At 73.4% G+C, this 14,573-nt stretch carries 9 protein-coding genes; 3 read left to right on the top strand and 6 right to left on the bottom strand.

Going from position 1 to position 14,573, the window contains the following annotated elements; genetic code table 11:
- Positions 1-2: 2 nt before the first annotated feature.
- The 5 genes from WMF26_RS42125 to WMF26_RS42105 form a co-directional block, all read right to left on the bottom strand.
- A complete protein-coding gene (locus WMF26_RS42125; RefSeq protein WP_437997322.1) occupies positions 3-1,856 on the bottom strand; it encodes a hypothetical protein in 1,854 nt (617 codons plus the stop codon).
- Positions 1,857-1,963: 107 nt separating this feature from the next.
- Positions 1,964-2,476 (bottom strand): hypothetical protein, encoded by a 513-nt coding sequence (locus WMF26_RS42120; RefSeq protein ID WP_437333746.1) that lies wholly within the window; start codon positions 2,474-2,476, stop codon positions 1,964-1,966.
- Between the two features lie 344 nt (positions 2,477-2,820).
- On the bottom strand, positions 2,821-3,978 hold the full coding sequence (locus WMF26_RS42115; RefSeq protein WP_437997321.1) for an alcohol dehydrogenase catalytic domain-containing protein: 1,158 nt from the start codon (positions 3,976-3,978) through the stop codon (positions 2,821-2,823).
- Positions 3,979-4,234: 256 nt separating this feature from the next.
- A complete protein-coding gene (locus tag WMF26_RS42110; RefSeq protein ID WP_437997320.1) occupies positions 4,235-4,987 on the bottom strand; it encodes a hypothetical protein in 753 nt (250 codons plus the stop codon).
- A 482-nt stretch (positions 4,988-5,469) separates the two neighbouring features.
- Positions 5,470-9,495, bottom strand: a complete 4,026-nt coding sequence (locus tag WMF26_RS42105; RefSeq protein WP_437997319.1) for a protein kinase domain-containing protein — start codon at positions 9,493-9,495, stop codon at positions 5,470-5,472.
- A 227-nt stretch (positions 9,496-9,722) separates the two neighbouring features.
- On the opposite strand from WMF26_RS42105, the gene WMF26_RS42100 reads away from it, so the two are divergent.
- Positions 9,723-11,150 carry a serine/threonine-protein kinase gene (locus WMF26_RS42100; RefSeq protein ID WP_437997318.1) on the top strand — a complete coding sequence of 476 codons (1,428 nt, stop codon included), beginning with the start codon at positions 9,723-9,725 and terminating at the stop codon, positions 11,148-11,150.
- A gap of 93 nt (positions 11,151-11,243) precedes the next feature.
- Here the strand turns inward: WMF26_RS42100 and WMF26_RS42095 are convergent, their stop codons facing one another.
- On the bottom strand, positions 11,244-12,011 hold the full coding sequence (locus WMF26_RS42095) for a hypothetical protein (protein ID WP_437997317.1): 768 nt from the start codon (positions 12,009-12,011) through the stop codon (positions 11,244-11,246).
- Positions 12,012-12,798: 787 nt separating this feature from the next.
- Here WMF26_RS42095 and WMF26_RS42090 point away from each other — a divergent pair.
- Together WMF26_RS42090 and WMF26_RS42085 are read left to right on the top strand one after the other, a co-directional pair.
- Entirely contained in the window at positions 12,799-13,557 is a 759-nt protein-coding gene (locus tag WMF26_RS42090; RefSeq protein ID WP_437339566.1) for a DNA methyltransferase, read from the top strand.
- Positions 13,558-13,602: 45 nt separating this feature from the next.
- Entirely contained in the window at positions 13,603-14,562 is a 960-nt protein-coding gene (locus WMF26_RS42085) for a gluconeogenesis factor YvcK family protein (protein ID WP_437333740.1), read from the top strand.
- Positions 14,563-14,573: the final 11 nt, after the last annotated feature.

Genomic DNA, 14,573 nt, shown 5'->3' with positions numbered 1-14,573 from the left:
GCTCACCGGGGTTGGAAGTAGCGCCCGACCTGCTCGCGGTACTCTTCCGGGACGTCGCTGCGCTCGACGCCGCCGATCTCCTGGGGACCCACGACGCCGAGCGCGCCCTCGCCTTGCACGTTGGCGGTGTCTCCGGCCCGCCCTGCGGTCCGGCCGATCACGATCCCCGGCATCGGCCTGCCCGGATTGGTCCGCGCGTCGGCGCGTGAGCGCAGCTCGCCCCCCGCGATCGCGCCGGTCTGCCCCTCGTGGCTGCCCGGCCCGCCTCCCTCCGAGCGACCTGGCTGCCCGGGCCCTCGCCCTCGCGTGCCTCCGCCGCCCGCCTGCGAGCCCTGGCCGCGCTCCTCGCCGCCCGGACCCGCGTTGCCCGATCCGCCGGCGATCGGCGCCGGGACCGGCGTCCCCCCGAGCTGCCCCTCCGCCTCGCCCGCCCCGCGCTGCGCGTCGTCGAGCGCGCGCTGGCGCTCCGACTCCTCGCTGCTCGGGCCTCCCTCCTGGGCCATCCGGCGCAGCTGCTCCTCGAGCTGCCGCTGGCCCTCGGGCGTCGCCAGCTGCCGCGCCATCTCGCGCAGCTGCTCCTCCGACGCGGCCTCCCCCGGCGCGCCCTCGGGCGACCGCGCCACCTGCCGCTTGAGGCGCTCGGCGAGCTGCCGACGCTCCTCCGGGCTCAGCTTCTCGAGCGCCTTCTCGAGGCTGTCGGCGAGCCGCCGCGCGTCCTTGCCGCTCCCGGTCCGACCGAGCTCGCCGAGCGCCTCGCGCCCCTCGTCGCCGAGCGCCTCGCCGAGCGCCTCGGCGAGCTCCCTCAGCTTGTCGGCCTCCCGGCCGCGCCGATCCAGGAGCTCGCGCTGCTCCTCGAGCGCCCTCGCCACGCCGGGGGCGCCGGCCCGCTTCGCGGCCTCGGCGGCCTCCTCGAGCGTCTTTCTCGCCCGCTCGCGATCGGTCTTCTCGACCCGGTTCGCGAGCCGCTCCATCTCCTCGTCGAACGCCACGAGATCGCGATCGCCGAGCGCCTTCGCCGCCCGCTTCAGCTGCGGATCCTCCCCGAGCTTGCCGAGCGCCGACTCCATCCCGTGGCGCTGCTCGCCCTCGCCGAGCGACAGCCGCTCGGCCGTGATCGCGTCGCGGAGCGCGCCGATGTCGGCCTGCGCTTCGCGGCGCTCGACGCCGCTCCTCAATTTTTCGCGGAGCCGCTTCGCGTCGTCCGCGAGCCGCTTCAATCGATCGCGCTGCGCGGCGTCCCGAGCGTCGACCTCCGAAAGCTGGATCACCCGCTCCAGCCCGGCGATCTCGGCCATGCGCACCTGCTCGGCCCCGGGCGGGGGCGCCGCGCTGGCGGGGGCAGGCGGCAGCGGAGCCCAGCTGAGGTAACCGATGGCCGCCGCCGCGAGGGGCGCTCCGGCGTGCCACGGGCGCCACAGCGGCGCGCGGACCTCCTGGGCGGTCGCCCGATCGAGGGCCGCCGCGGCGTGCGCGAACACCACGTCGCGGGCCGCCGGCGCGCCGGCGCGGGGCGCGCCGTCGCCCGCGCGCTCGGCCGCCGCGAGCTCCACGGCCGTGGAGACCGACTCGGACGCGCCGAGCTTGCCGTCGAGGAACAGCGCGACGTCCGGATCCGACCACCGCCGCCGCCGCGCTACCGCCGCGCCGGCCGCCGCGCCGAGCAGGCCGCCGCCCGCCATCCAGGGGCGCAGCGCGCCGTGCCGCGCCTGCCAGGCGGCCGCCGCGCCCGCCGCGCCGAGCATCAGCCCCGCGGCGGCGCCGGTGAGGATCAGCTCCAGCGCGAGCCGCCGCCGGACGCGGCGGGACCAGCGAGCGAACGCGGCGCTGAACCGTCGCCGGGGGGACGCATCCTCCATGGTTCGATGTTTACCTGTGGGCAGACGCGCGGGCCAGCGCTGCCTCGGGCGCCCCGAACGCCTCGCCGCGGCGCGCTCTCCTCCGAACGCGCCGCGGGCGCGCCCGCTCACGGGACGAAGCACCATTTCAAGTGAAATGACGCGCGCTCGAGGCGCGCCTGGATACCGTCCTGGTCACCGCCGAACAGGCGCAAATCGCACCCGGCGAAAGAGAACGCGCATTCGTGCGATCCCTGCTGTGACGTCCTGAGCGTGGCCGGACATGAGCCGTCGAAAAGCTCATCGTCGACATACATTCGCATGTTCACGACAGCGGCGTCGCCGCCCTGGCGCTCGCTGCCCAGCAGATGGAGATCGAGGTAGTAGAAGCCCCTCCTGCCCTTCGAGCGATCCGCCAGCTCCAGATTGGTCTCGCCATTGACGATGGAGCAGTCAACGTCCCAGCTGTCATCGAATCTGGGGACAGGCAGCTTGCCGTCATGGCCCGTGTCGAGCTCCAGCTCCTCCCCGTTCAGGTTCATGACCGCCTTGCCGTACGCTTCAGGAATTTCCGGGCTAGCAGAGCACCCGAACGGCGCGAGCGACAGCACGAGGCCTTGGGCGATGAGGGATCGGTGCATGGGAGCTCTCCAGCGGCACGGAGGGCGAGAGTATCGCACGAGATCGACAGCCATGGACGCGCGCCGTGTGGTCGATCCATGCGCCGTGGCGGATGTCAACCGGAAACGGAGGGCTCCACGAGACGACCTTGTTGGTCCTGATCCACGCTGCGCGAGGCCCGGGGGCCCGACCCACGCTGTCCAAGGCTCGAGCCAGCGGGGCCGGCAGCGGCCGGCGAAGGAGCGCCATTGAGGTGTCCATCGCGCGCGATAAAGCGACGAGAACACGTCAATCGTCTGCGCCTGCGCGCATGATTGCGCGCCTGGACCTCCGCTTCATTGCGGCGCCTCGGCCGGCCGGGCGTTCAGGTCTTCAGCACGACCTTCACGCAGCCGTCTTTCTTCCCATTGAAGAGATCATACCCCCGCGCGGCCTCGGCGAGCGGGAGTCGGTGCGTGATGACGTCGTCCGCGCGCAGCTTGCCCTCCCTGATCCACCCGAGGAGCTTGTCCACGTGCTTGTGGACCGGGGCCTGGCCGAAGCGCACGGTCACCCCTTTGTCGAAGAGCTGCCCGAGCGGGAAGTTGTCGTACGGCATGCCATACACGCCGACCACGCTGACGACCCCGCCCCGGCGGACCGCGCTCACCGCCAGCTTGAAGGCGACGAACGAGCCGATCTGCCCGTGAACCATGCTGGAGATCTTCTCGAGCGGCGTCCGGTGCGCCTCCATGCCGACGGCGTCGATGCAGACGTCCGCGCCGCGGCCGCCGGTCGCCGCGCGGATGAACTCCAGCGCGACCCCCGACTCCACGTTGACGGTCTCGGCCGAGGCGATCTCGCGCGCCTTCTCCAGCCTGTACTCCTCCCGATCGACCCCGATCACGCGCGCTGCGCCGCGGAGCCAGGCGCACTTCATGGCCATGATGCCCACCGGCCCGCAGCCGATGACCGCCACCGTCTCGCCGCCCTGCATCCCGGCCCAGTCGACGGCGGTGTAGCCGGTCGGGAGGATGTCCGTCAACAACAAGACCTGCTCGTCCGTCAGGTCGTCATCGACCTTGCGCGGCCCCACGTCGGCGAACGGCACGCGGACCATCTCGGCCTGCCCGCCCGCATATCCGCCATACAGGTCGGTGTACCCGAAGAGCCCGCCCCCCTTCGAGCTGATGACGTTCCCCTCGGGCCCGTAATGTCCCGGGTTCGAGCGCTCGCAGTGCCCAGGCAGGTCCCTCTCGCAGAAGAAGCAGCTCCCGCAGGCGATGGCGAAGGGCACGAGCACGCGATCGCCCGGGCGGAGCCGCTTCACCTCGCTCCCCACCTCTTCGACGATCCCCATGAATTCGTGCCCGAGGACGAGCGGCTTCGCCTGCGGGATCAGCCCATTGTAGATATGCAGATCCGAGCCGCAGATCGCCGTGCTCGTCACCCGCACGATCGCGTCGGTCGTCCGCAGCAGGACCGGCGCGTCGACGGTGTCCACGCTGACATGCTTTGGGCTGTGAAACACGAGCGCCTTCATTCGCCCTCCTCGCCTTCGTGCCGTGGGACCGGGGCGAAATGTCTGCAACCTGTATGCCCCTCTGCCGCGTCCGGCGACGCGAGCGCCGAGGGTGCGCCGGCAGCAGGGCGTCAAAGCGCACGGCCGGGACGAACGAGGGCCGGTTCACGGGCGGGCTCTGCGCTCGCGTGGCGCGGAGACCCCCGGAGGCGGAGCGGGCGAGGCGCCGCGCCGCCCCGCGGATCCCACGGCGGCGCGGGGTGGCAGGCGGGCGCGCTCAGGGGAACAGCGGCGTGCAGAGCGGATAGAAGGCCGAGAAGTCGGGCCGCTGCAGAAACACCGTCACGACCTCGTCGTAAGGGGTCGTCATGGACTTGCCCCCCTGGGTGGTCACCGTCGCCTCGCACCGCTCGTAGCCCTCGAGGGAGGCGTTCTTGCACACGCTGTCCTTCGGGGCCGTCAGGTCGCGGCACGGGCCCAGGAACTTGAGGCTGCAGTCGTCCTTCGACGCGCACGTTCGCTCAGGCGCGAAGTTGGTCTCGTTGCCGGCGCACGACAGCTGGAGCAAGGCGCCGCCGCAGGCGTACATCCGCGAGCCGATGTCGCCGAGCTCGTCGCGCTTGCCGAGCGGCTGGAACACGTTGCCGAAGAAGGAGATCTCCTCCTGCTGATATGCCTGCCGCTCCGCGCTGTCCGCGGTCAGCGCCGGGTGGCGGCCGCGCAGCGAGATCGCGACCTCGACGCCGTACCCGTTCACGTGCGCGAGCAGGCACGCCGTGACCCAGCGCTGCGCCTTCTCGGGGAGCGGGGAGCGCAGCCAGTCGGGCGCGAGGCCGATCCGCCCCTCGAACTTGTACGTCGTGCCGTCCGCCGCGCCCACGAGCGCCTTCCCCTCGGGGAGCGCGCAGGCGATGGTGTAGCGGAGGAGCTCACGGCCGTCCTCGTCGCGCAGCAAATCCGTGGTGGCCAGCGTGCGGCCGTCCGCCGTGAGGCGGTTCATCGAGAGGCTGTTCATCGAGAGGCGATTCATCGAGAGGCGATTCATCGACAGCCGGTTCGCCGATATCACCTCTTGTTCCGACGTGCCCACCGCCTCCTCGGAGCCCGGATCGGCGCTCGTGACACAGCCGAACAACGCAAGGCAGGGAATCGCAACAACCGTCCGTAGCGCGGTAAGTCCCATGGGGTGCCTCTCTTTTCGAGTGCGGTGGGGTTTGCTGAAATCGCTGCAATCGTCGGGCCATGCCTGACCGTTCCCGCCCGCGTCGCACCGACGGTGGAACACCGCACGGTCGGGCTCCGCATCGCACCCGGTCGACGTCCGCGGCAGCCCCTACATCGTCCTCATGCCCGGCGCTGAGGCGAAATGCATCAGCCCGACGCCCCGCCGCTCCCGCGCCCGCTGCATTGCGCGCTTTCAGCCCGAATTCTTGCTCCCGGACGCGCGCTCGAAGCGCCGGCGCCGCGACACCCTCTCGCCACGCTGAGGCGATTTGCACCGGGGTTCAGCGCTCACCCGGGCGCAGCTTTGGTCACTCCCTGCGCGCCCGCGTGCGCGTCGCCCTCGGACGGCTCGGCAGGCGCCGGCAGCAGCGCCGCCACCGCCTCGAAGCGGGGCTGCCACATGCGGCAGCCGGCGAGCACGGGCCGCGCGCGCTCGAGCGCCGCCGACGCCTCGCGGTGACGCCCGGCGGAGGCGGCCACGCGCGCGCGGAAATAGAGCACCTCGAGCAGCTCCTCCACCGGCAGGGTGCGCTCCGCGAAGTCGGTGAGCGCCTCCCAGCTGTCCCCCTGCTCCTCCGCGCTCGCGGGGACCTCGAGCCCCTCGGCCGCGAGCACCAGCTTCAGCGTCCGGAACAGCGCGAACAGCGCCGGCGCCGAAGCGTCGGGGCTGCACCGCTCGGCGACCCACGCGACGAGGCGCGCCGCCTCCGCGAAATCGCCGCGCGCCGCCTGGATGCGGGCGATGAGCAGGGCGTCGTCCGGGGCGTCGCGCTCGCCGAAGCGCTCGTCGAGCACGCGCGAGCGGCGCGCCAGCGCGAGCGCCTCGTCCTCGCGCCCGCACCAGTGCAAGAGCTCGGCGAGGTTGTGCGTCGCGACGTGCTCGGGCCCGGGGTTGCCGATCTCGCGCGCGAGCTCGACCGCGCGGCTCAGGTCCTTGAGCCCGCGCTCGGGCGCGCTCAGCGCGGCCCACAGGTAGGCGCGGTTGGCGTACGCCGAGCAGAGGTGCAGCCGATCCTTCCTCTCCTTGGAGAGCGCGATCACCTCGCAGAAGCGCGCCTCCGCGTCGGCGAGCCGGCCCGCGATCACGAGCGCCATCGACAGGAGCAGCAGCGAGATGACCCGCGTCTCCTGGTCGCCCTCGGCCGCGGCGCCGGCCGACGCGCGGCCGAGGAGCTCGATCGCCTCCGCCACCCGCTGCTGCCGCCAGCACGAGCGGCCGAGCGCCATCCGCAGGCGGTTCTCGAGCCGGAGGTCCCCGAGGCGCTCGACGATCTCGCGCGCCTCGGACGCGCACCGCGCCGACGCCGCGTAGTCGGTCGCGTGATCCAGCGCCGTCGCCTCCTCGAGCAGGAGCTCGGCGGTGAGCCGGTCGTCGCCGAGCCCCCGCGCGAGCTCGCGCGCGAGCTCGAGATCCGCGAGCGCTTCGGGGATCCGGTGCAGGCAGTACCGCGCCTTGCCGCGGCCGGCGAGCGCGCGCGCGCGCCCCCGCGCGTCGTCCTCGGGGAGGAGCGCGAGCGCGGCCGTGTAGCGCTGGTCGGCCTCGACGTTCCTGTGGCTCGCCGCCGCCCGGTCGCCGAGCGCGAGGTGGGCCGACGCCGCCGTCGCGCGCTCGCCGCACGCGGCCGCGTGCCGCGAGAGGTGCCCGAGCCCCCGCAGATCCGGGGCGCCGGGGTCCACGCGCGCCCGCCAGAACGCGAACGCGTGCGCGTGGATCGCCTGGCGCTGGGCCGGCGCGAGCGCGTCGTAGACCGCGTCGCGGAACGTCGCGCTCTCGAACGCGTAGATCCCCCGCTCGCCGCGCGCGAGCAGGCCCAGCTGGGCGAGCGCGCCCAGGCCGACCCCGGCGTCCATCGGCGTGCTCGCCCCGCCCGCCTGCTCGATCTCGTCCTGGATCGCCTCGACCTCCTCCCGGGTGAAGTCGGGCCCGAGCGCGGAGCAGAGCCGCACGCACGCCGCGAGCTCGGGCGAGAGCGCGTCGAGCCGGCGCGCGGCCAGCCACTGCCACACGGGCAGCGGCGGGAGCTGATCGAGCGCGGCGGTCGCCACGTAGAAGGCCCCGGTCGGGCGCCGCTGGACCGCGCCGGTGCGCTTCAGCGCCCGGACGAGCTCGGTCAGGGTGGACGGGTTGTACCCGGACCAGCCCGCGAGCTGCCGGAGCGCGGCCTCGGGCGGGTACTCCGCGGGCAGGAGGAGCTCGGCCGCGAGCCGCATCGCGTCCTGCTCCGAGAGCCGCCCGAGCGCCGCCCGGTCGTGCCGCTCGGCGCGCGCGCCCCAGCTCCGGCGCATGTCCTCGAACCTCGGGTGCGCCGCGACGAGCACCCAGAGCGGGCAGCCCGGCGCGTCGAGCGTCGCGAGCTCGAGCGCGTCGAGCGCCGCGTCGTCGGCCCAGTGGGCGTCGTCGAGGAGGACCGCGACCGGCGCCTCGCGCGCGCGGCGGCGGAGCCCCTCGGCGATCGCGCGCATCGTGCTCTGCCGCAGCGACAACGGCGACGCGTCCGCGGCGTCCGGCGGCGCCCACCCGAGCGCCGCGGCCACCGCCGTCCACGTCTCCTCGGCGAGCGCCTCGCCGAGCCGCTCCGCGCAGCGCGCCCGCGCCTCCTCGGGCCTAGCGGCGGCGTCCACGTCGAGCACGCGGGCGAGGAGCTGGCCGGACACGCGCTCGCCCGCGAGCGGCTGCGCCGCGCGCAGGGCGATGAGCTGCGCCCCCTCCTGCATGCGCCGGACGAGCGCGGCCGCCTCGTCGATCAGGCGCGACTTGCCGAGGCCTCCCTCGCCGATGAGGGTGAACAGGCCCGGGCTCCCGCCGGAGAGGCTCGCCTCCATGCTCACCGCGAGCGCGCCGACGACATCGTCGCGGCCGACGAGCGGCGCGGCGCTCGCGGAGCCCGGCGGGCGGTCCGACCGCTCGGCGAGCCGGTAGAACGCGGCGAAGGGCGCGGGCGAGAGCGCGGCGTCGCGCGAGAGCCCGCGGAGCTCGCCCTCCGGCAGGGCGCGCACGAGGTCCGCGGTGAGCACGACGCCGCGCCAGTCGCCCCGCGGCATCCAGGCGTCGGGCTGCTCGACCGGCGCGCCGTAGACCGCGGGCGGCCCCTGCTCCTTGCGGCGCACGATCAGCCCGGCGATGTGCACGGCCGCGCGCCCGGCGCGCCGCTCCTCGACCTCGCGGGCGACCGCGATCGCGGCGCTCACCGGATCGTCGGCGTCGAGGCCCGAGAACACGCACACGAGCCGGCCCCCGCGCTGCCTCGCCACGAACCCCTTGCGCGCCGCGACGGCGCTCATCACGAAGGCGGCGGCGCCCCTGGCCTCGACCACGAGCACGACCGCGGGCTGGCGACCCTCGGTGAGCAGCGCGCCGCGCGCGGGCTGCGCGTTCGGCGCGGGCTGCGCGCCGCCCGGGCGCGCCTGCTCGAGCGCGCGCCGCAGCGCGGCGACGTCGGGCGGGCGGCGCTCGGGCTCCTTCGCGAGGCAGGCGAGGACGAGCCGCTCCAGCGTGTCGGGCACGGCGGCGAACTCGTGGGGGCGGTGCGGGCGGAGCGCGAGGTGGCCGTGCTCGATCTCGCCCCGATCGCCGGTGAACGGCGTCCGCAGCGTCAGGAGCTCGTAGAGGATCACGCCGAACGCGTAGATGTCCGTGCGCTCGTCCTGGATCGGGTCGCCGCGGATCTGCTCCGGGGCCATGTACTCCGGGGTGCCGATGACCGTGCCGCGGGGCGTGAGGCCCTCGTCCTCCGGCGCGCGCGCGTGCTTCGTCAGGCCGAAATCGAGGAGCGCGAGGCGCTGCCCCCCCTCGGCCAGGAGCAGGTTCTCCGGCTTCAGATCGCGGTGGATCACGCCCTTTTCGTGCGCCGCCGCGAGCGACTCGAGGATGGCCGCGCCGAGCGTCACGACGTCCTCGGCGGCCGGCGGGGCCTCGAGCTCGGCGAGCACGTCGGCGAGCGTCCTGCCGCGGATGAGCTCCATCGCGATGTACGGCCGCCCGTCGCGCAGCGCGCCGTGCGCGACCACCCGGGGCACGTGCGGCGGGCCCACCTGCGCGAGCGCCTCCGCGTCGCGGCGGAATCGCTCCACCATCGGCGGGCTCGCCCACCGCCCGACCTTGAGGGCGACGGGCTCGCCGCCCTCGGTCGGCGCCGCCTCCCATACCGTGGCGAAGCCGCCCGCGCCGATGCGCCCGAGCGGCGTCATGCCGGGCAGCGACGGGGCGGGCTCCTGCGCCGCGTCGAGGGGGGCGCTCGGCGGCGGGAGCCAGGCGTCGCGCGGGCAGGGCTTCGTGCCGGAAATGCGGCGATGGCAGACCTGACAGCGCGGCAAGCTGCCTCCTTGGACGAGAGCTTAGCCCGTTCGACGGCCCGGACGAAGGCTTCCTCCTCCCAGGCCACGCCGATGGAACGGGGTGTGCTTCTTCCGCGAGGGTGTGGCAAGAGACCGTTCGCTCGGTGGCCCCGACCCAGGACGACGCGGCGCAAAGGGCCGTGTCGGATAGGCGGGACGCGCTCGACACGGCGTGCGGCGGCGGCGCAGGTGAGGCGGTTTTGTGCATGGACACTTGCGCAGCGCCCGCGTCGTCGGGCCGCCCGCAGACGCTCCCCGCGGGCAGCCGGGTGGGCGACTACGTGGTCGAGCAGAGCATCGCTCACGGCAGCTTCGGCGTCGTCTACCGCGCCGTGCACGCGGAGAGCGGCGAGCGCGCGGCGGTCAAGGTGCTCCACCCGGAGCTCGTGTTCACCCGCGACGCGGTCGTGCGGTTCGAGCGCGAGATCCAGGCGATCCGGCGGATCGACCATCCCAACGTGATCCGCATCCTCGATTGCGGCGAGATCCCCGGGGGCCGGCCGTTCTTCGCGATGGAGCTCCTCCGCGGGGTCGATCTCCAGTCGTACATCACCTCGCGCGGCAGGCTCTCGCCGGAGGAGGCGCTCGAGATCCTGGAGCCGGTCTGCGAGGCGCTGTCGGCGGTCCACAGGAGCGCGATCGTGCATCGGGATCTCAAGGCCTCGAACGTGTTCATCGCCGACGAGGGCTGTCCTGCGCGCGTGATCCTCCTCGACTTCGGCGTCGCCAAGGTCCTCGACGACGCGGGGCCGGGCATCACGGCGCCGACGCACCTGCTCGGCACGCCGGCGTGCATGGCGCCCGAGCAGATCCGGGGGCAGGCGGCGGACCCGAGGACGGACGTCTACGCCCTCGGCGCGCTCGCCTATTACATGCTGACAGGCAAGCTCCCGTTCCTCGACTCGATGCTCGCGACGCTCCTGCACATGCACCTCTGGGTGCTCCCGCCGAGCCCGAGCCGCGAGGCGCCCGTGAGCCCCGAGCTCGACGGCGTGGTGCTCCGCGCGATGGCCAAGGACCCGGCCGCGCGGCACCAGACGGCGGCGGAGTTCATCGAGGAGCTCCGCGCCGCCGTGGCCGCGGCGCGCAAGAGCGCCGCGCCGCGGCCGGGGAGCCCGGAGGAGCGCCTGGTGGGCGCGATCCACGTCGAGGTGCGCGCGGCGTGCGGCGCCGCGGACGAGCCCGACGACGCGCTGCTCGCCGACATGGATGCGGTGCTGCCGCGCGCGTCGCGCTTCCTCGCGGCGCGGGGCTTCGGCGCGGCGATGGAGACGGGCAATACGCTGCTGTTCTTCAGGGAGCTCGCCGCCCCGGCGCCGTCGGACCGGGCGTCGCGGCGGGAGATCGTGGAGGCCGCGCTGCTGCTCGAGCGCGAGCTCTCCGAGCGCGGGGGGCGCGACGCGCGGGTGCAGGTGAACCTCTGCCTGCACGCGGGTCGGGCGCTGATGCGCGCGTCGGAGGTCGTCGGCGGAGAGGTCATGGATGTCGAGGCGTGGGCGCCGGAGGTCGAGCTGCCCGGCGTGCTCGCGACGGCGGCGATGCTCGACGGCCTCGACGTCGACGCGGAGCCGCTGGAGCGCGCGCCGGAGCTCCTGCGGGTGGCGCGCCTCTCGGCGGCGCCGCGCTCGCGCTAGCTCCGCGCACCGGAGATCCTGGCGAGGCGCGGGGTCAACCGGCGCGGCGGCGGCCCGCCCGGCGCGCGAGGCGCGGGAGGCGAGAGCGCGCCGCTATTGCGGCACGGGGAGCGCGGCGCTCGAGTCCGTGAGCCTCCCGATCACGATATCGCGCATCTGCTTCGAGTAGTACGTCGAGCCCGCTTGCGGGCTCCAGGTGTATCCCACGATCGCGCCGGTGCTGTTGCTCGCATAGAGGCGCATGTCGCCCCGCCCGACGCCCGGGTGCCAGGATCCGTCCCACTGGCGCCGGGTGTCCGTCATCCCGTGGCCCGTGGTGCTCGCGTCGAGGACGGCGAGCGCGTACTGGGTCGTGCCCGCGATGAGCGGATAGGTGCCCGAGCGCGGGACCGCGGCGCTCGCCGCGATGGCGACGTGCCCGGAGGCCGTGGTCCCCGGCGGATACTCGATGGCGATGATGTCGCCCGCCTGGATCTGGTCCACCGTCAGGATCTCGTCGAAGCCGTCCTCCGCGACGATCCTGTCGTGGTAGAGGACGGCGTTGGGGCTCGTGCTGCCGAACCACGCGGAGATGTCGTAGGTCGACAGGCCATAGGCCCGCTTGATGACGTGGGTGACGAACGAGGCGCACAGGCTGCGGCTCCGGTACTCGGTCGCCCCTTCGACGCCGGCCCAGGAAACATAGGTCGTGCCGCTGCCGTATTCGTTGTTCTCCGGGGCGATGTGCGCGACGAGGGTGTCGGCCCAGTAGAAATGGCTGGGCGCCTCGATCGACTGGCCCGCTGCCGGGAGCGGCGCGAGCAGGCTCAATCCCCCCAGGGCAAAGGCCGGAAGCGCGCGAACGACGGATCGTGAGCTCATGCACTTCATTGCACTCATGGTTTCCTCCCGTGTGGAATCGATGGTTCCGCGTGGGGTGATCTCACCCGATGCCGGCGGCTCGGCGAGCGTCGCGGCGGAGCTCCGGCAAAGCGAAGTGGGGCACGAAGCTACCCAACATACGCCGGTCGCTCGGCCGCTACAATCGCCGTCGCAGCCGTCGCCGCGGCGCTCGGCTCCGCGCGATTCGACGCTTCGCTCGCCCACGCGCCACAGTTGGCTTCATTCGAACAGCGTTCCCTCCATCTCCACAGCGCGCCTTCTCCGGACGACATCCGTGCACGTCTTCAGAGGGACGCGCGGCGGCGCCCACCGCGGGCGCGCGGAGCGGCGGTGATGCGGTGATCGCGGCCGGCCGCCCTCGTCGAACACCGCTATCCGGAGGGCAGGGGTGACGGCCCCCGGGCGCCGGGGCGCGCTTCCCCGGCGCCGGCCGGCCCGCCGGCGGGGCCGCCGGCGCCTATTTCCGCCGTTTTGTTGACAGATCCGCGCAGTTCGATTGGATGGCCACGTGCCCCCCGTGAAGCGCGCATCGACCGACCTCCACCCCGTCCTGACGCTCGGCGACTCGTTGGATCACTATGCCTCGTGGCCGAGGCCCACGGTGATCGTCTCCGACGGCGCGTATGGCGTCTCCGGCTTTCCCGGCGACCCCCCGACGCACGAGGGGCTCGCCGCCTGGTACGCGCCCCACGTCGCCGTCTGGTCGGAGCGCGCCTTGCCGTCGGCCACCCTGTGGTTCTGGGGGACCGAGGTCGGCTGGGCGACCGTGCACCCGCTGCTCGCTCAACACGGCTGGGAGTACCGGAGCTGCCATGTGTGGGACAAAGGGATCGCCCACATCGCCGGCAACGCGAACACCCGGACGCTGCGCAAGTTCCCGGTCGTGAGCGAGGTGTGCGTGCAGTACGTGCGCAAGGTCCTGCTGGAGAGCGGCGGCGTGCGGCTGCCCCTCAAGGCCTGGCTGCGGCACGAATGGGAGCGCTCGGGCCTCCCGCTGCGCCAGACGAACGAGGCGTGCGGCGTGAAGAACGCCGCCACGAGGAAGTATTTCACGCGCTGCCATCTCTGGTATTACCCCCCCGCCTCGGCGTTCGAGCGGATCGTCGCGTTCGCGAACGCGCACGGCCGCCCCGAGGGGCGGCCCTACTTCTCGGTCGACGGCAAGCGGCCGCTGACGGGCCATGAATGGGCGAGCCTGCGCGCGAAGTTCCATTGCGAGGTCGGGGTGACCAACGTCTGGCACGAGCCCGCGGTCCGCGGCGCCGAGCGCTTCAAGGAGGAGACTCGCTCCGTCCACGGCAACCAGAAGCCCCTCAAGCTGCTCGATCGCATCATCCGGGCGTCGTCCGATCCGGGCGATGTCGTCTGGGAGCCGTTCGGCGGGCTCTGCTCGGTCGCGGTGGCGGCGTTCGCGGCGGGGCGGCGCTGCTACAGCGCCGAGATCGCGCCCACGTACCACGCCGTCGCCTCGAGCCGCCTCGCGAAGTGCATGCCGCAGCCGCGCGCCGCGATCTCGGCGGCGTGACGGCCGGTGTCGGCCCCGCTCGCCCGCGTGGTACCCTGCTCCGCCATGGCGACGCCGAAGATCGTGACGGTGGGAGGAGGAACGGGCCATTACACGCTCCTCACGGGCCTGCGCGACCTGAGCGCCCGGATCACCGCGATCGTGACCATGATGGACTCGGGCGGGAGCTCCGGCAGGCTCCGGGACGAGTACGGCCTCCTGCCCCCGGGCGACTTCACGCGTTGCCTCGTCGCCCTGTCCGAGCACCCGGACGCGCTGAAGGAGCTGCTCAGCCACCGCTTCCGCTCGGGGAGCCTCGGCGGCCACACCCTGCGCAACCTGATATTCACCGCGGTGCAGGAGATCACCGGCTCGCTCCCCCTCACGGTCGAGCGCCTGCACGAGATCTTCTCCGTCAAGAACCGCGTCCTCCCCGTCACGATGGACCATGTCGATCTCGTGATGTGCCTCGAGAACGACCGGACCATCCGCGGGGAAGCGTCGATTGACAACCTCTCCGACATGCTCGATGCGCCGGTGCTCTCGGTCTATCTCGACCCGGAGGCCGTGGCCTATCCAGCCGCGCTCGAGGCGATCGCGGACGCGGATCTCATCATCCTCGGTCCGGGCGATCTCTACACGAGCCTCGTGCCGAACCTCCTCGTCAAGGGGGTGCGCGAGGCGATCGCGGCGAGCCGCGCGCGCGCGCTGTTCGTGTGCAATCTCATGACCAAGCCCAACGAGACACCCGGCTACACGGTCGAGGACTTCGTGGGGACCATCGCGATGTACCTCGGCGAGGCCCGGCTCGACGCGGTGCTGTTCAACGACGTGTGGCCCTCGGCCAGCCTGCCGGAGTACGCCTCCGCCGGCTCCGAGCCGGTCGTGACCTCGCCGGACCGGCGGCTCGCCTCCGATCTCCTCGTCCCCGCCGATCTGCTGTTCGGCGGCAAGCTGATCCGCCATGACCCGCACAAGCTCTCGGCCGCGATCGTGTCGCTCGCCAAAGAGCGCGCGTGGTGGTGAGCTCCGCGGGC

It is taken from the genome of Sorangium sp. So ce185, from assembly GCF_051526825.1.
Taxonomy (GTDB): domain Bacteria; phylum Myxococcota_A; class Polyangia; order Polyangiales; family Polyangiaceae; genus Sorangium; species Sorangium cellulosum_D.
The sequence above is the reverse complement of the archived record's forward strand: the minus strand, read 5'-3'. Positions and strand labels throughout refer to the sequence as shown.

Bases quoted from the DNA above. Each gene is read 5' to 3' on its own strand.
- WMF26_RS42125 (WP_437997322.1), bottom strand. From the start codon at position 1,856: ATGGAGGATGCGTCCCCCCGGCGACGGTTCAGCGCCGCGTTCGCTCGC.
- WMF26_RS42120 (WP_437333746.1), bottom strand. From the start codon at position 2,476: ATGCACCGATCCCTCATCGCCCAAGGCCTCGTGCTGTCGCTCGCGCCG.
- WMF26_RS42115 (WP_437997321.1), bottom strand. From the start codon at position 3,978: ATGAAGGCGCTCGTGTTTCACAGCCCAAAGCATGTCAGCGTGGACACC.
- WMF26_RS42110 (WP_437997320.1), bottom strand. From the start codon at position 4,987: ATGAATCGCCTCTCGATGAACAGCCTCTCGATGAACCGCCTCACGGCG.
- WMF26_RS42100 (WP_437997318.1), top strand. From the start codon at position 9,723: ATGGACACTTGCGCAGCGCCCGCGTCGTCGGGCCGCCCGCAGACGCTC.
- WMF26_RS42095 (WP_437997317.1), bottom strand. From the start codon at position 12,011: ATGAGCTCACGATCCGTCGTTCGCGCGCTTCCGGCCTTTGCCCTGGGG.
- WMF26_RS42085 (WP_437333740.1), top strand. From the start codon at position 13,603: ATGGCGACGCCGAAGATCGTGACGGTGGGAGGAGGAACGGGCCATTAC.